Here is a 20,862-nt window from a genome sequence, read left to right as displayed (position 1 = left end):
ATCTGAATCAATGACAAGCAGCACTTTATTATTTGTAGACGGACTTACGGGATTAGTTTTGATCGCCGTCGGCGTAGTCGTATTCCTTGTTTTGGCATTTTTTGTGGTACTCAGTATGTTCTATAAAAAAATCCCACAAGGAAAAGCTATCGTGAGGACCGGTGTTGGGGGCTCCAGTGTGGCCTTTAACAAAGGAATGTATGTGGTACCCGTATTCCACAAAATGGAGATCATGGACATCTCCGTCAAAAAAATCGAAATCGCTCGTATGCAGCATGACGGACTTATCTGTAAAGATAATATCCGTGCGGATATCAAGGTGGCCTTCTTCGTACGAGTGAACAAATCCGTTGACGACGTCATCAATGTCGCGCAGAATTTGGGCTGCGACCGCGCGAGCGAGCCGGAAACCTTGAAAAACATTTTTGAATCCAAATTCTCCGAAGCACTGAAAACAGTGGGTAAGAAATTCGATTTTATCGAACTGTACGAAGCACGCCGTGAATTTCGGGAAGAGATCTTAAATATTATCGGCACAGATCTAAACGGTTATATCTTGGACGACTGCGCCATCGACTATTTGGAACAAACGGAGCTGAAATTTTTGAGCCCGGACAACATCTTGGATTCTGCAGGTATCAAGAAAATAACAGAACTTACTGCCCAGCAGAACATCCACGCCAACTTGATACGCCGAGACGAGGAGAAAGTTATTCGCAAACAAAATGTGGAAGCGCGGGAAGCAATCTTGGAACTCGACAGGCAACTGGCAGAGAAAGAAGAAAGGCAACGCCGGGAGATCGACAACATCAAAGCGCGTGAGGACGCCGAGATCACGAAAGTGCGCGAAGAAGAGCGCCTGAAGTCGGAAACCGTACGCATTGCAACGGAAGAACAGCTCGCAATACAGGAAGAAAACAAGTTGCGCCAGATTATCATTGCCGAGAAAGCTAAATTGAGGACTGACGCCGTAGAAACTGAACGCGTGGAAAAAGATCGTGCATTGGAAGCAACAGAGCGGGAGCGCATCGTGACTTTGGCACAGATAGATAAAGAACGATCCATCGAAACGGAGAAAAAAGGTATACAGAATGTAATCAAAGAGCGCGTCCAACTAGAAAAAGGCGTGGTGGAAGAACAGCAGTCGGTTAAAGATGTGGAAACCTTCCGTGAAGTGGAGCGTAAGAAGCAAGCTGGGGTCATCGCAGCCTCACAAGAAGCTGAGGAACGCTTGATTGCTACGGTCAAAGCAGCCGAAGCTGCCAAGATTGCAGCAGAACAAGAAGCCGCGAAGAAAGTGATCGATGCCGAGGCAGCACGCCAGATCGCCGAGAAAAAAGCACAAGAGTTGCTAATTGAGGCCGAGGCAAAGAAAGAAGCATCATCGAAAGAAGCGGAAGCCCGCAAAATTATCGCCGAAGCGCAAGCGAAAGAAGAGGCTGCTATCGGTCTATCAGAAGCGGAAGTGATGATCGCAAAAGCGGAAGCCGAAGAAAAGCAAGGCACCGTAGAAGCCAGTGTTATCGAGAAGAAAGCCGCAGCCTTACGTACCGAAGGATTGGCCCAGGCAGAAGTGGTGCGCGAAAAAGCTTTGGCAGAAGCAAAAGGAATCGAAGAAAAAGCGGCTGCAATGAAACAACTTGACGGAGTAGGGAAAGAACACGAAGAGTTTAAATTGCAACTGCAAAAAGAACGTGATATCGAAATGGCTCATATCAACATCCAAAAAGATATCGCTACCGCGCAAGCAGGGGTGTTGTCAGAAGCCCTAAAGTCGGCCAAGATCGATATCGTTGGTGGAGAGACGATGTTCTTCGAGAACATCGTTCGGCAGGTTTCAAACTCGAAGGGTTTTGATCAATTGATTGACAACTCCAAACACGCAACAGCGATCAAAAATGCATTGATTGGCGAGCATGGCGATGGCGACCTCGGTGAGAAAATAAAGAGCTTAGCAGACAAATACGGAATTTCCTCGAACGACATCAAAAACCTGACCGTATCGGCCGCTTTACTGAAGCTACAGCAGGCTGCTTCAGCCGATAAGGAAGATAGCGGTTTTATCAACTCCTTATTTTCGTTGGCCAACAATTTAGGCGTTTCCAACAAAAAAATAAGCTTATAAAACAAGGTCGCGACCGGCTTACCCAAAATTTAAAATGCTGTTCGGGCGCTCATAGCGCCTGAACAGCATTTCAAGAAGGACAAAATCGACAAGCGTAATACTTAACGATTTAACAAGGATAGCAACCCAAGACTACGTACACGAATGCAAGAAAACAACGAAGGAACCGCAACAAACAATAGCTTAGATGTAGGCGCATACGAAATCATCCGTAAAAGGCTATTGACGCAGAAGGATGATCTATCAAAACGGTTACACGCCTTAAACCAGGCTAGAAAAGAGATTTTCAATGCGACCTCATTTGTATTGAAAGCAAATCAGCGCATAACCACTGACAACAACTGCGTTGCCCGTGGAATTATCGCCCTGGAGAATATCTGTATCTTTGGATACAACGTTCATTTTGGACTTCGCTCAGAAATCAAACTCGATGATGTATTCAGTATTTACCTCTTCGAGAACAATCAATTTATCCCGCAGACGCTCGACCTTATCCATGATGCGGCCTTTATAGCCGATTACCAAAACCTGTACAAATACTACAGAGATTCGATCTTCGCACGGTTTCGCAGGACAGAGAATTACCTGTACATGATTTTCCAAACGAGCAAAAAATCTTCGGATCTGAAAGCTTTCAAGTGGCTCATAAAAGATGGAAAACTGCACTATCAGGACGACCGAAGCATACATGAAGTTCGCTTGCCCGATCAATTTGAATTTGAATGGACGAAAACTGGACTAGAAGACCGCCGTCTAGGGAAATATCCACACGTATCGATTTTGGACAAGGTATTTATCGAGGCCTTACATGGCGATATCACGTTCAAGATTGAAGACAACACCGACAGTGGAAAGGGTATCTATTCGGAGAAGGTAACAAATCTCGATCAGCAGCTTGACGACGCCGAATATCATTACGTTGATTTAGGCAATTTAATCGCTATACGCATCAAACCGTATCAGGAGGAGTTTCGCGCCTACGTGTTTAATCAGCGCACCAAGGAGGTGGTCAACCTTAAATCGCTGAACGACTCCGCGATCTTGCTACCGGACAACCAAGGTATTATATTCGCCAACGGCTACTACCTACAAAATGGCACACACAAACTATTCGAGGGAAACTTCGAGCATGTTACCTTCCTACGCAAGATTGTGTCGCCCAATGGCGAAGACTTTTTATATGTCTTCACGCAAACGGAAACGAACACCTACATTTTGATGTCCTATAACATCATTCAGCAGGCGGTCGAAACGCCGATTATCTGTAACGGATTTACCATATTTCAAGACGGAAGCTTAACCTACTTCCGGACGGAGGCCGAAGCGACCCGTCACCATCAGGTGCAAATTTGGGACACGCCCTACATGGCCACCCTGAAGGAAAACGAAGAAAAGAAAAACGACCCGCTTTACAAGGTCGGCAACAAGCAGATTGTGCAGGCTATGGCCGAAGCGCAGGAAGTGATCCAACTACTGTACAAAGAAGATAGTTACGAAGGGCTTTATGAGGACATCCTGAAGAAATCCACTAGCTTACTGGATTCGTATTTTTGGATCGAAGACGACGCATTAAAAAACCTTGCCCATCCACTCAAGCAAATCCGGGAAGTGGCCAACACGGCCATCGATGAATTTATCAAAGTACAGGCACAACGCAAGCATGCAGAAGAACAGCTATCCGCAGCAAAGAAGAAGCTGGAAGCATTACAATTTATAGTCGATAGCACGACAGTCACCCTGTTGGACCAATTAGTGAACCAACTTGCCGATGCACGCAGACATCTAGGTGAAGTAATCGAGCTAAAAAACGTCCGCTATATTGACCTGGATCAGGTCGAAGCCATACTGGCCAATCTAAATAGCATCATTGAGATGCTGTCGGAAAAAACCATTACGTTCCTTTTAAAGGACGATGCGCTTGACAGCTACGAAAAGCGCGTCGTCGCGCAACGTCAATCTGTTGGCGCTATCGAAAAAGCCTTTGATGCCAAAGCCATTGAAGAAGGCAATTCGGCTATCTCCAACGAATTGGAATTGCTCATAGACATCCTGCATAGCCTAAAGATCGATGATGCAACCCAGACGACACAAATTGTAGAGAAGATATCGGTCATCTTCGCTTCGCTCAATGAGGTACGCGCCCAACTGACGCGCAAGCTACAGTCCTTGAAGAGCAAGGAAGCTACGGCTGAATTTTCTGCGCAGCTCACCTTACTCGAACAATCGGTAACCAATTATTTGGAACTGTCTTCCTCCGCCGAAAAGGTAGAAGAATACTATACCAAAACCTTGGTACAACTTGAGGAACTGGAGAGCCGGTTTTCCGAATTTGACGACTTTGCCCTTAAAATTGCAGATAAGCGCGATGAAATCATCAAAGCTTTCAACAGCAAACGTGAGCAAATTGTTGAACAGATCAACAAGCGTACAATTGCTTTAGAACAGATTGGCCTAAGGGTGTTAAAAAACGTCGAAAACAAATCCAACACCTTCAAAAGTCGGGAAGAGATCTTCAGCTTTTATGCGGCGGATCTCATGATCGACAAGGTGCGCCAACTCGTGGCTGAACTGCAAGCGCTGAACGATATTTCCAAAGCCGAGAACTTGGAAAACTTGCTCAAGAAATCACAGGAAGATGCGTTGCGGACGCTGCGTGATAAGTCCGAGCTATACGTGGATGGCGAAAACATCATCGCCCTTGGCAAACATAAATTTACGGTCAACAAGCAATCGTTGAGCCTGACCTTGGTAAGGAGAAACGAAGAGCTTTTCTACCATCTGACCGGCACAAGCTTCTATCAAAAAGTACGGAATGAAGAATTTTTGGCCTATGCGGATATCTGGGACCAGGAGTTGATCTCAGAAAATAAAACCGTTTACCGCGGAGAGTATCTTGCTTACAAAGCTTTTTTGACCGCACAAAATACGTCGAATTTCGATGTGGAAAGCTACATCAATCAAATGGTAGAACAGCAATATTCGGAAAGCTACATGAAAGGCGTGCACAACATCGATGCCTTGGCTATATTCCACGCGCTGCAAAAACTGGATAAAAAGCTGGAACTGTTACGTTATGAGGGCTCTGTACGTGCTTCTGCACAACTTTTCTACCATAGTCTTCCCGAAGAGGAGCGCTCGCGCTTAGCACATTTAATTCAGTCCGCGCACCGTGTCTTAAAAGCGTTTCCAAACTCCACCCACTACCAGTCGACGATTACGGAAATATCAAAACAGCTCCTTAAAAAGCCGACACCAACGGAGGTTACGACTGTTGAAGCTTCCGAACTGGCAGCTTATTTATTTGAAACCTTCACACAATACGGAAAGTTTGCCCTAGCGGAGCAAGCGGATCATTTACGTCAGGAATTCCTGCGATTTTTAAGCGAAAAGAAAGCTCACAAAGATTTTGAAAGCGACGTGCAAAGCAACGATTTTGATCTTATGGATCGCTTTTATTTGGCCCTTAACTGGTTGCATTCGTATGTCGATCAACAAAAGAATGGGGATAAACTGATACATTTAATACCTGAAACGGCCTCTGCCCTCCTCTTTCCGAACGACAACTATCAACTCGTCTTCGCACACGAGGGAATACAGTTGGAAAATCTTAAAGGTAATCATGCAGCCTTGCAAAACGGAAGCTACAGTATACCCTATCATGTCTTTATCAAAAAATTGAGCGCTTTTACCAAAGAAAGCGTACCGCGTTACGCAGCTTTCACCACGCTAAAAGAACAAATTAGCAAGGCCTACGAAAAAGAGCTCAAGATCAACGAGTTTGAACCAAAAATATTAACTTCCTTCGTTCGCAACAAACTGATTAATGAGGTGTACTTCCCGCTGATAGGAAACAATTTGGCTAAGCAACTGGGGGCCGCAGGCGACAACAAACGTACCGCACGCATGGGGATGCTTCTGTTGATATCACCCCCAGGATATGGGAAAACTACGCTGATGGAATACTTAGCCAAAACCATGGGCCTGCATTTTGTTAAGGTCAATGGCCCAACGATTGGTCACCATATCACCTCTATAGATCCAGTTGAGGCAAGAACATCGGGCGAGCGGGAGGAGTTAAAGAAGGTAAACTTAGCCTTAGAAATGGCAGACAACGTGATGCTTTATCTCGATGATATCCAGCATTTGAGTGCCGAATTTCTCCAAAAATTCATATCCCTAGCGGATGGGCAACGCAAGATCGACGGTATCTTTGACGGCGAGAGTAAAACGTACGATCTGCGAGGTAAGCGTTTTTGTATCGTGATGGCTGGAAACCCCTATACCGAGAGCGGTGCAAAATTTCAGATACCTGACATGTTGGCCAACCGTGCAGATGTATATAACCTCGGTGATGTGATCGGCGACACCGAACACCTTTTCAACCTCAGCCTCGTCGAAAATGCAGCCATGGAAAATAGCTATCTTGCAAAAATATCAGGAAAGTCTTTCGCCGATTTCTATGCACTTATCCGCTACGTGGAAACCGATGCTGACCAGCTTCCTGATCTTGAGGGCAACTACCTTAAACAAGAAATCGACGACTTCCTTTCGGTGCTGCGACACGTGCTGACCATTCGAGACACGGTGGTTAAAGTAAACCAAAGCTACATACGCAGTGCGGCGATGCAGGACAGCTACAGAACGGAACCACCATTTAAAATGCAAGGCTCCTACAGAAACATGAGCAAGCTAGTGGCCCAAGTGGTGCCTATGATGAATACGAAAGAAATCGAGCAGGTGGTATTGGCACATTATGAGAGTGAATCGCAAACACTGACCGCCGACACCGAGAGCAATCTACTCAAGTTAAAGGGACTGGCAGGCCTGCAAACGCCAAGTGAAGAAGCACGATGGAAAGAAATTGTTGAAATTTTTCGTAAAAACAACAAACATGGTGGGCTTGGGAAAGACGAAAAGGTCTTCGCACAACTCCTCTCTTTCAATGAAAATCTAGAGGGAATAATCAAGGCCATTCAAAACAAAGATTGAAACAAAGGGGCAGTGCCCTTTTGTTTTCACTAGCATGCCCCCTGGTCGGTGCAAAGCAGGTCCAGATTGGTGTTCATCTCGTGGGTATTAGGGTTGCTGCATCCATCTGGAAAAATCTTGCACGAGCTTAGCCTAATTTTGACGAAGAACGGGGTTTTGAAGTTCGGATAAGCGTACCAGTTTCGCAAGCATTTTCGTAACTTTGTTCCTGTATGTCAGATATTATTCAGTTGTTGCCCGATTCGGTAGCCAACCAAATTGCTGCAGGAGAGGTGGTTCAACGCCCCGCTTCAGCGGTGAAGGAATTGGTGGAGAATGCTATTGATGCAGGAGCAGATAAAATCAAGATTATCGTAAAGGATGCAGGGAAATCGCTCATCCAGATAATCGACAATGGTTGTGGCATGAGTGTAACGGACGCCCGTTTGTGTTTTGAACGACATGCCACGTCGAAAATACGCCGCGCCGAGGATCTTTTTGCAATACGTACAATGGGCTTTCGCGGTGAAGCGATGGCTTCTATTGCCGCAATTGCTCAAGTGGAGCTCAAAACACGCCGTGTGGAAGATGAGCTGGGCACCATAGTGGAAATTGAAGGATCAAGAGTGATCAAACAATATCCGGAAGCCTTACCCTCAGGAACTACGATCTGCGTAAAAAACCTCTTTTACAACATACCTGCTCGACGCAATTTCCTCAAAAGTAACGCTGTAGAGATGCGGCATATTATTGATGAGTTTCAACGTATAGCTTTAGCGCACCCCAACATATTTTTTAGTCTGCATAGCGATGGAAATGAGATCTTCCACCTGCCATCCGAAACGTTGAAACAACGCATTGTACACTTATTCGGGAATAGCTATAACCAACGCCTCGTGCCGGTAGAGGAAGAGACAACGATCATCGCGCTTCGCGGTTTCATTGGTAAACCAGAGTATGCGAAAAAGACCCGTGGTGAACAATTTTTCTTTGTCAACAATCGCTTTGTTAAAGACCCCTATCTGAACCACGCCGTGATGAATGCCTACGAGGATATTCTGCCGGCGGAGACGTTTCCCTTATATGTACTCTTTATTGATATTGACCCCGCCAAAATCGATATCAATGTACACCCTACAAAAACGGAGATCAAGTACGAAGATGATAAGGCAATCTATGCCATTCTACGCTCGGCCTTGAAACGGTCTATCGGACGCTATAACATTGCGCCAACCTTGGATTTCGACCAAGAAACAAGTTTTACAAACTTGATTACCAGCAAACCCTTGGACGAAATACAGGCGCCCACGATATCGTTCAACCCTAATTTTAACCCTTTTGAAGATGCCAAGGCTTCATCCAAATCCCGCACATCGGCTTATGCGGAGGGCTTTGAGAAAAAGGCTGGAATTCCTCAAAATTGGGATACACTCTACCAGATCTCCCAACAGAAAGAGAGCGAACAGGCATCCCTGCATTCGACGGAAGGCGAAACGACCACAGCGCCTGAAAGCAGACTTGCAAAAGGAAACTCCGTGGAAAACAAAAAGCAGTTTTTTCAGCTGCATAGCCGCTTCATCGTTTCCCAAATCCATTCGGGTTTTATGCTGATCGATCAACAAGCGGCACATGAACGCATTCTTTACGAACAATACATACAACAGCTCGAAAACAATCAAGGAAGCAGCCAGCAGAGCCTTTTCCCGCAAACCGTGGAATTAAGCAGTGCTGACTTCGCCCTCATGGAAGATATGCTGTCCGAGATACAAACCCTAGGTTTTCAGCTGCGTCCTTTCGGGAAGACAACCTTTATTGTCGATGGCCTTCCTGCAGACTTGGGATCCGGTATTAACGAAGCTAAAATCTTGGAACAACTTTTGGAAGATTTTAAAAATAATAAGGATGCTCTACAACTTAACAAAAGGGACAATTTGGCGCGCAGCTTAGCAAAAAGTGCAGCCATCAAACCAGGCACCTCCTTGGATAATCAAGAAATGGCAGAACTCATCGACAACCTCTTCGCAACGGAATCACCCAGCGTCTCCATTTTTGGAAAACCAATTATCGTTACCATAACCTTGCAAGAACTTATGGAGCGATTTAATAAAAATTAAGAACATAAATACAACATCGTCAGGAACACATATGAACAGTATATTTTCAAATCTTACACCAGTCGTCAAAAACCTATTAATCATCAACGTGATTTGTTTTATTGGCTCTGCAGTTTTTGACCAGTCTATCCGCTTTTTCGGCGTATTCTATCCCGATTCGCCTTTTTTCAATGTGTGGCAAATCATTACCTACATGTTTATGCATGGAGGTTTTAGCCATATCTTTTTCAATATGTTTTCCTTAGTTATGTTCGGCCCTATTATAGAGCACATGTTTGGCTCTAAGCGCTTTCTAAATTTCTACCTGATTTGTGGGATAGGTGCTCTGATCTTGCAATATGGCGTGCAAGCTTTCGAGGTTTATCAAATCGCCGGAACAGTAAAAGCCTCATCACTCTTACAATTCGACTTTTTAAATGACCGTGTTTCATCCAGCCTGCAAGTTACCCAAGAGCAATTTTCGACCTTAGCTTCTATTTACGGAACCCCACTAGTTGGTGCTTCGGGTGCTATATACGGACTACTTTTAGCCTTTGCTTATCTATTTCCAAATATGCCGCTTTATTTATTTTTCATCCCTGTGCCCATCAAAGCAAAAGTCTTCATCCCTATACTGATTCTTATCGAGATATATTTGGGATTTTCACATGCTGGCGGTTCAATTGCCCATTTGGCTCACGTAGGTGGTGCACTTTTCGGATATATACTCATTAAAGCATGGCGAATCAGACGAGGTATCTAACTTTTCTGCAAATAAAATGGACGATGTAATAAAACGAAAAAGATGAAAGAAAGTGTGTTAAAAGCATTTTGGCGGGATACGTATCAAGGTCCATCGCCTGTCCCGTATATCATATCGGCTCAAGTTCTTTTATTTGTAGCCATTCATCTTTTCGACCTGATCCAGGACCTGGGATTGATCAACTTTTCCCTGTACAACTATGTGGTCCGTGATTTCACCTTACCGCTTTCCTTCCTTCAATTTTTGCAACAGCCTTGGAGCCTTATTTCTTACCCCTTTGTATACACCGGCCTACTGTCCCTCCTGTTTGACTGCCTGTGGCTGTTCTGGATGGGCAACACCTTTCTTAACTTTTTAAATCGACGGCAGTTTTTATTTATTTTTATCTCTGCCGTACTTTTAGGAGGGCTTTCGTACCCCATATTCGGGACGATTCCGGCTTTCCAAAATAGCGCCCAGGTATCCTACCAAGGAGTGTCATTTGCTTTGGCTGCGCTCGTCACATCAATTGCGGCATTAGTTCCGCGTTCCGAGATTCGTCTTTTTTTGATCGGAAACATATCGTTAAAAAACTTGGCCATTGCTTATGTTGCGTTGTCCGTGATCTTCATCGGTATGGTCAATAAGGCCGGCGCAGTATCCTTCCTCTTTGCCGCTCTTTGGGGGCTTGTCGTCACACGAGCCCTGCAGCAAGGAAATGATTTCAGCTCATTTTTTCAGCTACAGAAAAGATCTAAGCTGAAGGTCGTCCATCATGGTAAGGCCTTCAAGTCAACCATGAAGTACAGACATCAATCCGACCTCCCCAACCAAGAGGAGATCGACGAGATTTTAGATAAAATTTCCGTAGAAGGCTACGAAAGCTTAACTTCGCAAGAAAAAGAAGTGCTTTTTAAAGCAAGTGATAGCGAGCGATAACATGGCGAAAAACAGTTTGTTCAGGAAAGATCTCGGGTTTTTTAGCAAAACAATATTAATTTGCAACACTATCGCGATAGTGTTGTTGTTGTTAAGCTATTCCGCGGCCTACATCAATCCGAAGACTTTTTGGCCTATCGCATTTTTCGGATTGGGCTATCTGCCTATACTCCTTGTCAACATAGGCTTTGTAGGCTACTGGCTGCTACGCAAACCGAAGTATGCATTCGTTATGGCAGTTCCTATTTTTCTGGGTTGGAATCTGTTAAATCAGCATATGGGCTTTCGCAAGCAAGTTAAAAGTCCGGAGAAAACAGATAGCACCATACGAGTGATGACCTTTAATGCACACCTTTTTACTGAAATAGATCAACTGCCCGCTACGGATCTGAAAGGCGATGTCATCCGACTGATAAAAAACACGAATCCTGACATCCTGTGCTTTCAAGAGTTTTTTTCTAAAATAAAAGGTACCAAAAAAATGACCAGCCGGATTTTGGACGAAGCAGGTTTCAAAGATTATTATTTTGAACCGGCCATGAAAACGGAGCATGAAGCGTACGGACAAATTATCTTTTCTAAATTTCCCATTATCAACGCTGGCACCATTACTAAAAACGAATATGGCATCAATCGGATTATTTTTGCCGACGTTGTCCGCGCCAACGATACCATTCGTGTTTACAATGTTCATTTACGCTCCTTCGGCCTGCAAACAGAAGATAAAGAGTTTATCCAAAATCCTTCGAATGTAACCAATGAAGAGCGTGCAACACGACGGGTCGGAAGAAAATTGAAATATGCTTTTGAGGGACGCAGCAAACAAGCCGAAGCTCTACGCGATCACATGAACGCCACACGCTACCCCATCTTCGTGATGGGCGACTTCAACGATACGCCAATGTCCTATAGCGTAAACCTAGTGCGGAATGGACTAAAGAACACCTTCCGTGAGAAAGGAAGCGGCTGGGGTGTGACCCACTATGAAATGCTCCCGCTTTTTCAAATAGACTACATTCTATGCAGTACGAAATTTCGTGTGAAACACTATGAAGTGGTCAAGGAAAAGCTGTCCGACCATTATCCCGTGTGGGCCGACATAACCTTCTGACGAAGAAAGTGTAGCGGAATCTCTTAAAGCTGCGCGGCCTCCAAAAATTCCAATCCGCGCCGCACAAAAGCGTCACTTCTGTTCTTCACCTTGAAATACGCTTCTCTACCAAAATAATATCGGCCAACCAAAGCTTCGATATCGCTTTCAATGACCCGCCGAAGGTCGTTCTTCTTCCGATCCGAAATTAAAAAGCCTTCCGCACGTACAAAGTCAATAAATCGGTGATACTCATTGTCAGGCAAGTGGTAGCCTTGCAAAAAGTTGTCTATAGAGTATGCAGGTAGTTTTTTGGTGAAACGTGTATAAACAAATTGTTCAATAAAGCTATACTGAATCAAATCCTGGTAAAATAAACTCAACGCGTTGGAATCGACTGGAACTACAATATCCGGGAGGATACCCCCGCCGCTGTAGACGGGTTTACCGCCGAGCGTCTTGAACGTTTTGCCGTGCGCATAAAGCGTATCCAACGCCCAAAGCCCTTCGTACATATTGTTGAAATCAACCATGTTGGACCAATTGGGGCTGTACTTTTTTTGGATACTTCTTCCAAGTGGCGTAAAATAGCGCGCAATACTAAGATTGACTGTAGACCCGTCAGAAAAATCATACTGTTCCTGAACGATACCCTTACCATAAGAGCGCCGCCCAATGATCGTTCCTCGATCCCAATCCTGAACAGCTCCCGCAACAATTTCACTGGCTGATGCCGTATTTTCATTGATCAAAACGACCAGTTCGCCCGTAGAAAAGTTTCCACCTTCATCAGAATAATACGTTTGTTTCTCTTCATGTGCCCCCTCCGTATAGACCACCAACCTCCGATCACTAAAAAACTCACTAGCCATTTTGATTGCCATATGAAAGTACCCGCCTCCGTTGTCACGAAGATCGAGGATCAACTTGGTCGCGCCCTGCTTCCTCAATTCCACCACCGCTTGGCGAAATTCGTCGCCTGTATTGATACCGAAGCGACGCACTTTCACATAGCCTATTCCTGGCCGAATCATATACACGACGTCCAAAGAACTTACCGTAACTTGATCGCGCACGACCTTAATCGGTGCGGCCAGTTCTTCAAAGTCACGCTTGACATGGATATGTAGGGATGTACCTCGGCGCCCTCGGATCAACTTTTCTACACGTTCTCTTGATATATTGATCCCAGCCACCGTTTGGTTGCCGATCTTCAATAGCTTATCGCCCACGCGAAATCCAGCCTTATCGGCAGGTCCCCCATTGATCAGCGACACAATCATCAAGGTATCGTTCAAATTGAAGTACTCCATGCCGATGCCTTCAAAAGTGCCCTCCAAAATTTCGGTCTGCCGCTGCGACTCATTGGGAACGAGATAACTTGAATACGGATCCAAATGTGAAATGATATGATTGATCGCCCCATTTTGTACAGAATCTACATTTACGCTGTCTACGTAACTGTCAGCCACCAAATCCAACAGTTGCTGTATTTTCCACGTATTATTAGACAAACCGATCGGAACCAAACTATTCCCCGGCTTGCTCCCCTGCTCATCCACATAGTTTTGCCCTAAAAGGATCCCCAATAGCAAGACGGCGGCATATGTCGCTGCGACAAATAGATTTCTTTTTGTACCTTTCTGCATGTATAAAATTCGTTTGCAAAATTAAATAGTTTTCTTCAATTTGCATGCTAAATCAACAGGTATTTGCTTAAAATACACTTAAAAGCGGCTAATGTTTCATAATTTTTATGTCATATGGAATAGGCTACCGAAGTAATTAGCATGTTGAGTTATACATATACAAATTCCATGTAACTTTATAGCTGCTGGACAACTAAAACAAATCCGTTTTGCACGAGATAGAACCCTACTACAATTGGCGTGACGATTACGTCGCTGCAGATGATGAGCGATCGCCATTTTATGGCGTGGTTTATAGCGAATTTGAGTTTGATAAGAAGATCTATAACTTTTTGCTCCATCCCCAGTGGGATGATTTTGGTTCCCAAACCCTATACCTCAAAGTGCTCTATGTGGATTATGAAAAAGGATACGCCATCATAGAGCTTATTGGCGAATGGAACGACGCTATTTACAACGATATTATGTTGCTCAAAAGAGAGGTAATCGATATGCTGGCAGCAGAGGGCGTCGATAAATTTCTGCTGATCGGCGAGAATGTATTAAATTTCCATGGATCAGACGACTCCTATTATGAAGAGTGGTATGAAGACAGCAGCGATGGATGGATCGTAGCGCTGAATTTTAGGGAACATGTGATTCAAGAGTTCAAATCGCACGGCATAGACTATTACATACATTTTGGAGGCGAACTGAACAGCTTTCCTTGGCGAACGCTTAAGCCCAAACAGCTTTATCATCATGTCCAAGAGCGAATTGATAAGAGGCTTGGCATGTAACCACAAAAGCAATTCAGTCAGGCAATCCGCACAGCTTCTCTATAATTTTCATTAACTTTGCACGTAAATAAATACGTTTAATTATGTCATTCAGAATAGAAAAAGACACGATGGGCGAAGTGCAAGTTCCTGCAGATAAATACTGGGGAGCACAGACTGAGCGTTCACGTAACAATTTTAAGATTGGGCCTTCGGCATCCATGCCTACAGAAATCATAGCAGGTTTTGCCTATCTCAAGAAAGCTGCCGCCTTTGCAAATCACGATCTCGGCGTGCTGTCTATAGAGAAACGAGATGCCATAGCGGCGGTCTGTGATGAAATCCTAGCCGGAAAACTTACGGATGAATTCCCATTGGTTATTTGGCAAACGGGATCCGGAACGCAATCTAATATGAATGTCAATGAGGTCATTGCAAACCGTGCGCAGGTATTGGCTGGCGGAAAAATCGGTGAAGGCGATCCTGTTCTCAAAGCAAACGATGATGTAAATAAATCACAGTCGTCCAACGACACCTTTCCTACGGGGATGCATATCGCAGCATACAAAGCAGTTGTTGAGGTTACCATTCCAGGCGTAGAAAAATTGCGCGACACCTTGCAGCGTAAATCCGAAGAGTTCATGAGCGTCGTAAAAATTGGCCGTACACATTTGATGGACGCAACCCCAGTTACCTTGGGACAAGAACTGTCTGGCTATGTTGCTCAGCTAAACTATGGCATCAAAGCCGTCAAAAATACCTTGCTACACTTAGCCGAACTTGCTTTGGGCGGAACCGCTGTAGGAACGGGCTTGAATACGCCTAAAGGATATGATGTTTTAGTCGCAAAATATATTGCCGAGTTCACCGGATTGCCTTTCGTTACGGCACCCAACAAATTTGAGGCGTTAGCGGCCCATGATGCTATCGTGGAATCCCACGGAGCCTTGAAGCAACTTGCTGTTTCATTAAATAAGATTGCCAACGATATTCGCATGTTAGCATCTGGTCCACGTTCGGGCATTGGCGAAATTCTGATTCCAGAGAATGAACCCGGATCTTCCATCATGCCCGGCAAAGTCAATCCGACCCAATGTGAGGCATTAACAATGGTGGCCGCACAAGTCATGGGCAATGATGTTGCCATCACCATTGGCGGTACGCAGGGGCATTACGAATTGAATGTGTTCAAGCCGCTTATGGCTGCTAATTTCCTACAGTCGGCCCGATTAATCGGGGATGCTTGCGTGTCTTTCGAAGAGCACTGCGCGGTAGGTATCGAACCCAATTACGCACGCATAGAGGAACTTGTAAACAACTCCTTGATGCTTGTTACCGCATTGAACACCAAAATCGGTTATTACAAAGCTGCGGAAATCGCGCAAACTGCCCATAAAAACAATTCGACGTTGAAGGAAACGGCTATTGCTTTGGGTTACGTAACCGCGGAAGAATTTGATGCATGGGTGAAGCCAGAAGAAATGGTTGGAAGCTTAAAATAATTAGGTGATAAATCTACCCGAGCAAAATATCAAAAGAACGGCATGCTGGGCACTTTTGGCGAGCATGCTGTTTGCTACAAACAGCTGCGTGCGACACTCCGAGATGCAAACGGAAGGTGCAGCGTTCCTACAAGGTGTATGGGTGCAAGACAGCATCCCCCATCAAACGCAAATGATGGATTACACTTTGCACGAATTCAAGTTCATTTGCGATTCGGTGTATACCACAATGCACGTTCATGCCAAAATGAAGCGCATACCAGACTCTTGTTATAAGAACGGTGAGTGGAACGAATACGCGAAGGGAGTCTACGTGATGCGTGGGGATAGTTTGATCGGAGAAGGCATCTATACCAAAGAAAACGGAAAGTATAAAACGGCCGGTTGCTACAAAACCGGAACATACCTTCCGCGCTATCGCGTGGCCTATCACGATGCGGACTCGTTAGTGCTAGAAAGCCGCTTTGATCAAAGACCTGTAGTCCTACGCAAAATACATAGCATATCCTGTCTTCCGAAAAGACGTTGGGAAGATTAGCAGAACAAGATCAATAAAAAAGCGTTTGTGTCACGACAAACGCTTTTTTATTGCGGGATCTCGACCTTTGGTTACAACGACCTAATTAATCAGTTTATTGTCGTCCGTGGACGATTTCAATAGGTTTGTTTTGAGATCACTCTCGGCTTGGATCAATTCCTGCTCTACAACCTTGCGCTTTTCACGCCCTTCACGCTGGATCTGCAACACTTGTTCAATCGTCGACACAATGTCTTGGTTCGCTTTCTTGATAGTCTCTATATCGACAATACCACGCTCCGTTTCTTTGGCAATATTCACCGTTGATTCTTTCAACATCTCTGAATTTCGGCGAAGCAGCTCATTGGTGGCATCGGTTACCGCCTTTTGCGCCTCCAGCGCCTTTTGGGAGTGGGCGATGCCCAGTGTCAAGACCATTTGGTTTTTCCATAAGGGTATCGTGTTCACCAAAGAAGATTGGATCTTTTCCATAAGGGACGAGCTATTGTTCTGGATCAATCTGATCTGAGGTGCAGTTTGCAAAACAACCATACGCGTCAACTTCAAATCGTGTACTTTGCGCTCGAAACGCACGACATGTTGCTCCATGTCCTTGTACTGCTGAATTTTCTGTTGATCGCCAGAGCTTTCAGCCTCTGCCTTCATCTGCGGCAAGGTAACGTTATGCACCTCTTCCAACTTTTCCTCGCCCGCCGCAATATACAAAGACAGCTCCTTAAAGAAATGCTGATTCTCCACAAACAACTTGTCGAAGATATGCACATCCTTCGCCAAATTTTTGTAATGCCCCTCCAGCTTAAGTTCGATCTGATGGATGTTCTTCTCCACACTTTGGTATTCGGTGCGCATACGCTGTACCTTTTTCTTCAAGTTGTCGAAAAATGGAATCAGCGGCTTTTTATTCAAGTTTTCGTCAAACGATTTAATGTCTGAACGAAGGTTTAACAGAATATCTTCTGCCCCGCCCATATCCTTGGTCCGCACCTGCTTCAAAATCTCATTGGAGAAGTTGCTTACCTTCGTTTGACTACCAACTCCATATTGAATTATATCGGTGGTAGACGTCAAATTGATCTTACTTTTATACTGTTCGATCTGGGACTTCTCTTCCGCAGTAAAGTTCGGGGCTACCGATTTGCTTTTATCTTCTTGGTTGTCTTCGTATGTCGTTAAGTCTAGATTTGCCATCAGCTATTCGTTTAAAAGGTTTCTATTTTTTAAGCTTTGAATATATACGTCTGTTTCCGCAGAAACATCTAAAATTCCAGATTTAAACTGGTTGGTTACCTCTTGCTCAATCGCTATTGCCGCCTTCGCGATTACATCTTCTAATTTCTTCTTAGATGCTATCGTTACGCTGTTATTCAATCTAGAGTTCTCAATCTCATCATATTTCATTAATACATTGACGACTGTGGCGTGCCGGACAAGAAACCGCTCCGCTTCCATCTTATCACTTCTTTCCAATAGCTGAAACAGGTGAATAATCTTATCTATATTTTGATGAATGGTACGGTTGCCGATCTCTTTCCGCCAGTGAATGAGTCGCTCAATAAACAACTGTGGTGTATCTAATGCCGCCTGTGGCAATTGCTGAACCTTGTTTCGGGATGCAGCTGTTGGAATCCATGCCAACGGCCGGATTTCTGCGAGCTCCAAACGTTGCAAATAGGGTTTTGCTCGATTTAGCAGTAAACCATTACCGACAATATAGGACGTCACCGAACCGCTTAGTGTGAGCAGCATAGCTTGAGAAAGCGTTCCAAAAAAATAAATAAAAGATGCGAAAAGCCCCAGCTCAATCAACAAAAGCACCATGCCGGTAACATACCACGATCTTATTTTACTTTTTCGCGCCTGTGTCAGCATAACAAAGGGAAAGATATGGATCGGCAACGGAATAAACATCACGATGGATATGAAGGTCCAAGTCAGTTGTTGTAGCTCCCAGCGTCTAGATTTCTTAGTGGCGAATCCCATTCTGCAATTTACTTATTTTTTTTAATTCCTTATGTGATAACTTTGTAGGATCCAACAATTCTCATTCCAATGCTACATACATCCCTATTATGGCCTTCCGAATAGCACACTGTGAAAAATAGCAAGACAAAGTTGCCACTATTGCGTTTTTTTTAATCGATACAGCAGAAAAAATAGCAGGCTCATCGAACGAAAAATAAAGTAACTTTAGCTATGCAACAATCCATTCCATATCTTGTCACCCTTCGTGTACTGGCAACATTTTTGGTTATTCTTATTCATGCCTCTACGGGGTATCTGCATACGTTTAGTGCCAACTCCTTGGATTGGAGCTATGCCAATATCTTAAACAGTATGTCACGATTTTCCGTTCCGCTTTTCCTCCTGATCTCTGGCGCGCTGCTATTAGACAAAAAGGAAGACATTTTTGTCTTTTATCAGAAGCGCGTGACTCGGATTTTATGGCCCTTTCTCTTTTGGATTACGGTTTATTTGGTATATTATTTCTACCGCTACACCAATGTGGAGGTATTGCCAGCCGACCGCGTTCTAGAAATAAGCATAGAAAAAATATTGCATGGACCGAGTGCCCATCTATGGTTTCTGTACATGATCATAGGGGTGTACCTCGCTATACCGTTCATCCGCATCCTGGTGCGCCACGCGTCCGAAAAGGAAATGTACATGTTATTATCCCTATGGGCCGCTTCGTTACTCATCATGAATAAAAGCTACGCGGCATATATGCCAAAATTAGACCTGTCTTTTTTTTACGGTTATGCCGGCTATACCGTCCTTGGATACATGCTGGCTAAAAAAGCATTCCGTGTTACCAACGGCACGCTTGCCATACTCATTATCGTTGTGATTCTTTTCAATACCTACGGGACAAGGCTTTACAGCCAGTCGGTCCACGGATTCTCTCCTGCATTTTATGGCTACCTTGCCCTCAACAATGCTCTTCTCGCCAGTTTGGTATTTCTCCTCTGTAAAAATCTATTGATAAAACCGCCTCCCGCATGGTTACAGGCATTGGACAGACATAGTTTCGGCATCTATCTGGTACACATTATTGTATTGAATTACGTACATCCCCTTGTAGACCTTCCAACGCTATACAAAATTCCGGTGGCGGCATTGCTCACTATGCTGGCCTCATTTGCGATAATATTCCTATTGCGCAAGATCCCTTATGGTCACTATATCAGTGGCTAATCGAGCTATGCTGTCCCCGGGGAGCTAACACGATTCTTCCCAAATAAAATATGGGCGGCAAATGCCAGTGTACTGAATGTAGTCCCGACAAGACAGACCCCCTCCCAACCCGCGTACTGCCAAGCGACAGCCGCCAGGTAAGTGCCTAACGACCCACCCAAGAAGTAGCTAACCATATACACCGTGTTGAGACGGCTCGTCGCATCTGTCGGGATAGAAAAGTAGTCGGTTTGATTCATGATATGTGAGCTTTGTAAACCGAGATCAATTAAAATAATACCTATGATTAGACCCGCATAACTGTGCTGCCCAAAGTAAATGAATCCCCAGCTAACTAGCAGGATGAGTATTCCACCAAAGATCAATTGATACACCGAAAAGCGTTGCTGGAGACGTCCTACAAACGCCGCGGCTAATGCACCCACCGCGCCAATAAGCCCGAAACTTCCGACCACGGATGCTCCCGCATAAAATGGTGCACCTTCCAGATGAAAAACAAGTGTGGTGAAAACCGCTGACATCGCGCCGAAGCCCATGGCGCCACGGAAGGATGCAAGCTGCAACTTGGGTTCTGTTTTGGCAAAATGCCAGACTGATTTCATGAGGGAAACATATGACCCCATAAAGTTCGGTTTCAACTCGGGTAAATAAAACCAAACCAATAGCCAGGTCATGACCATGAGACCCGCTGCCAGTTCAAACATCGACCGCCAGCCCCAAAACTCACCGATAATACCGCTCAAGAAGCGCGACAGTAGAATGCCAAGCAACAAACCGGACATTACCAGACCAATGTTAGACGACTTCCTATCTGCTGTAGACAAAGCGGCAGCCATAGGTACAAAAATTTGTGGGATGATTGACGTAAAACCGATGAAGAAACTCGCTACGTAAAGCAGCCACAATTGCTGGGCAAATGCCATCAACAGCAAAGCGCCTACAACAAATAGCAGATCAATCAATATCAGTCGCTTGCGAAGCACCTTATCGCCAAGGGGGACAACAAACAAAAGACCGCAGGCATACCCTAGCTGCGTAAGGACCGAGATCTTGCTGACGGTGCCTTCTTCGACCTGAAAATCATTCGCTATTAGCCCCAGTAAAGGTTGGTTGTAATAATTGTTGGCAACAACCAAGCCTGATAAAATGGCCATCAACCACAGCGCAGTGGAATTAAGTTGAGGTTTTGTGTCTACGGTTTGCATACGGCGAATTCTAGGACTGCCAAGGTAGTTAATAAACAAAAAGCCCGCAACGAATGTG

General features: G+C 44.7%; 14 protein-coding genes. 10 read left to right on the top strand and 4 right to left on the bottom strand.

The window, feature by feature from the left end:
* Positions 1 to 10 precede the first annotated feature (10 nt).
* The 6 genes from IE165_RS13000 (at position 11) to IE165_RS12975 (ending at position 11,978) form a co-directional block, all read left to right on the top strand.
* Positions 11 to 2,125 (top strand): flotillin family protein, encoded by a 2,115-nt coding sequence (locus IE165_RS13000; RefSeq protein ID WP_189627063.1) that lies wholly within the window; start codon positions 11 to 13, stop codon positions 2,123 to 2,125.
* 144 nt (positions 2,126 to 2,269) lie between these two features.
* On the top strand, positions 2,270 to 7,114 hold the full coding sequence (locus tag IE165_RS12995) for a DNA repair ATPase (RefSeq protein WP_189627062.1): 4,845 nt from the start codon (positions 2,270 to 2,272) through the stop codon (positions 7,112 to 7,114).
* 212 nt (positions 7,115 to 7,326) lie between these two features.
* Positions 7,327 to 9,207, top strand: a complete 1,881-nt coding sequence (gene mutL / locus IE165_RS12990) for a DNA mismatch repair endonuclease MutL (RefSeq protein WP_189627061.1) — start codon at positions 7,327 to 7,329, stop codon at positions 9,205 to 9,207.
* A 31-nt stretch (positions 9,208 to 9,238) separates the two neighbouring features.
* A complete protein-coding gene (locus IE165_RS12985) occupies positions 9,239 to 9,949 on the top strand; it encodes a rhomboid family intramembrane serine protease (RefSeq protein WP_189627060.1) in 711 nt (236 codons plus the stop codon).
* A gap of 42 nt (positions 9,950 to 9,991) precedes the next feature.
* Complete coding sequence (locus IE165_RS12980) at positions 9,992 to 10,867, top strand: rhomboid family intramembrane serine protease (protein ID WP_189627059.1); 876 nt, start codon at positions 9,992 to 9,994, stop codon at positions 10,865 to 10,867.
* A gap of 1 nt (position 10,868) precedes the next feature.
* Positions 10,869 to 11,978: an endonuclease/exonuclease/phosphatase family protein gene (locus IE165_RS12975; RefSeq protein WP_189627058.1), complete on the top strand. Its 1,110-nt coding sequence runs from the start codon at positions 10,869 to 10,871 to the stop codon at positions 11,976 to 11,978.
* Positions 11,979 to 12,001: 23 nt separating this feature from the next.
* Here IE165_RS12975 and IE165_RS12970 read toward each other — a convergent pair whose 3' ends face one another.
* The gene (locus IE165_RS12970; RefSeq protein ID WP_189627057.1) at positions 12,002 to 13,606 is read right to left on the bottom strand and encodes a S41 family peptidase; all 1,605 of its coding nucleotides are present in this window, start codon (positions 13,604 to 13,606) and stop codon (positions 12,002 to 12,004) included.
* A gap of 209 nt (positions 13,607 to 13,815) precedes the next feature.
* Between IE165_RS12970 and IE165_RS12965 the strand changes: the two genes are divergently transcribed.
* From IE165_RS12965 to IE165_RS12955, 3 genes are all read left to right on the top strand, one after another.
* Positions 13,816 to 14,385, top strand: coding sequence for a hypothetical protein (locus tag IE165_RS12965; RefSeq protein ID WP_189627056.1), 570 nt, complete (start codon positions 13,816 to 13,818; stop codon positions 14,383 to 14,385).
* A gap of 83 nt (positions 14,386 to 14,468) precedes the next feature.
* A complete protein-coding gene (gene fumC, locus IE165_RS12960) occupies positions 14,469 to 15,866 on the top strand; it encodes a class II fumarate hydratase (protein WP_189627055.1) in 1,398 nt (465 codons plus the stop codon).
* 4 nt (positions 15,867 to 15,870) lie between these two features.
* Positions 15,871 to 16,404, top strand: coding sequence for a fumarate hydratase (locus IE165_RS12955; RefSeq protein WP_189627054.1), 534 nt, complete (start codon positions 15,871 to 15,873; stop codon positions 16,402 to 16,404).
* A gap of 81 nt (positions 16,405 to 16,485) precedes the next feature.
* On the opposite strand, the gene IE165_RS12950 is transcribed toward IE165_RS12955, so the two are convergent.
* The gene (locus IE165_RS12950; protein ID WP_189627053.1) at positions 16,486 to 17,592 is read right to left on the bottom strand and encodes a toxic anion resistance protein; all 1,107 of its coding nucleotides are present in this window, start codon (positions 17,590 to 17,592) and stop codon (positions 16,486 to 16,488) included.
* A gap of 3 nt (positions 17,593 to 17,595) precedes the next feature.
* Positions 17,596 to 18,384, bottom strand: a complete 789-nt coding sequence (locus IE165_RS12945; RefSeq protein WP_189627052.1) for a hypothetical protein — start codon at positions 18,382 to 18,384, stop codon at positions 17,596 to 17,598.
* Positions 18,385 to 18,597: 213 nt separating this feature from the next.
* On the opposite strand from IE165_RS12945, the gene IE165_RS12940 reads away from it, so the two are divergent.
* Positions 18,598 to 19,599, top strand: a complete 1,002-nt coding sequence (locus IE165_RS12940; RefSeq protein WP_189627051.1) for an acyltransferase — start codon at positions 18,598 to 18,600, stop codon at positions 19,597 to 19,599.
* A 5-nt stretch (positions 19,600 to 19,604) separates the two neighbouring features.
* On the opposite strand, the gene IE165_RS12935 is transcribed toward IE165_RS12940, so the two are convergent.
* Complete coding sequence (locus IE165_RS12935) at positions 19,605 to 20,804, bottom strand: MFS transporter (RefSeq protein WP_189627050.1); 1,200 nt, start codon at positions 20,802 to 20,804, stop codon at positions 19,605 to 19,607.
* Positions 20,805 to 20,862: the final 58 nt, after the last annotated feature.

Origin of the sequence: Sphingobacterium griseoflavum (genome assembly GCF_014653155.1) — a bacterium.
Taxonomy (GTDB): Bacteria; Bacteroidota; Bacteroidia; order Sphingobacteriales; family Sphingobacteriaceae; genus Sphingobacterium; species Sphingobacterium griseoflavum.
This window is presented reverse-complemented; position numbering and strand designations above follow the sequence as displayed.

Coding starts and splice junctions, on each gene's coding strand:
- IE165_RS13000 (WP_189627063.1), top strand. CDS start 11: ATGACAAGCAGCACTTTATTATTTGTAGACGGACTTACGGGATTAGTT.
- IE165_RS12995 (WP_189627062.1), top strand. CDS start 2,270: ATGCAAGAAAACAACGAAGGAACCGCAACAAACAATAGCTTAGATGTA.
- mutL (WP_189627061.1), top strand. CDS start 7,327: ATGTCAGATATTATTCAGTTGTTGCCCGATTCGGTAGCCAACCAAATT.
- IE165_RS12985 (WP_189627060.1), top strand. CDS start 9,239: ATGAACAGTATATTTTCAAATCTTACACCAGTCGTCAAAAACCTATTA.
- IE165_RS12980 (WP_189627059.1), top strand. CDS start 9,992: ATGAAAGAAAGTGTGTTAAAAGCATTTTGGCGGGATACGTATCAAGGT.
- IE165_RS12975 (WP_189627058.1), top strand. CDS start 10,869: ATGGCGAAAAACAGTTTGTTCAGGAAAGATCTCGGGTTTTTTAGCAAA.
- IE165_RS12970 (WP_189627057.1), bottom strand. CDS start 13,606: ATGCAGAAAGGTACAAAAAGAAATCTATTTGTCGCAGCGACATATGCC.
- fumC (WP_189627055.1), top strand. CDS start 14,469: ATGTCATTCAGAATAGAAAAAGACACGATGGGCGAAGTGCAAGTTCCT.
- IE165_RS12950 (WP_189627053.1), bottom strand. CDS start 17,592: ATGGCAAATCTAGACTTAACGACATACGAAGACAACCAAGAAGATAAA.
- IE165_RS12945 (WP_189627052.1), bottom strand. CDS start 18,384: ATGGGATTCGCCACTAAGAAATCTAGACGCTGGGAGCTACAACAACTG.
- IE165_RS12940 (WP_189627051.1), top strand. CDS start 18,598: ATGCAACAATCCATTCCATATCTTGTCACCCTTCGTGTACTGGCAACA.
- IE165_RS12935 (WP_189627050.1), bottom strand. CDS start 20,804: ATGCAAACCGTAGACACAAAACCTCAACTTAATTCCACTGCGCTGTGG.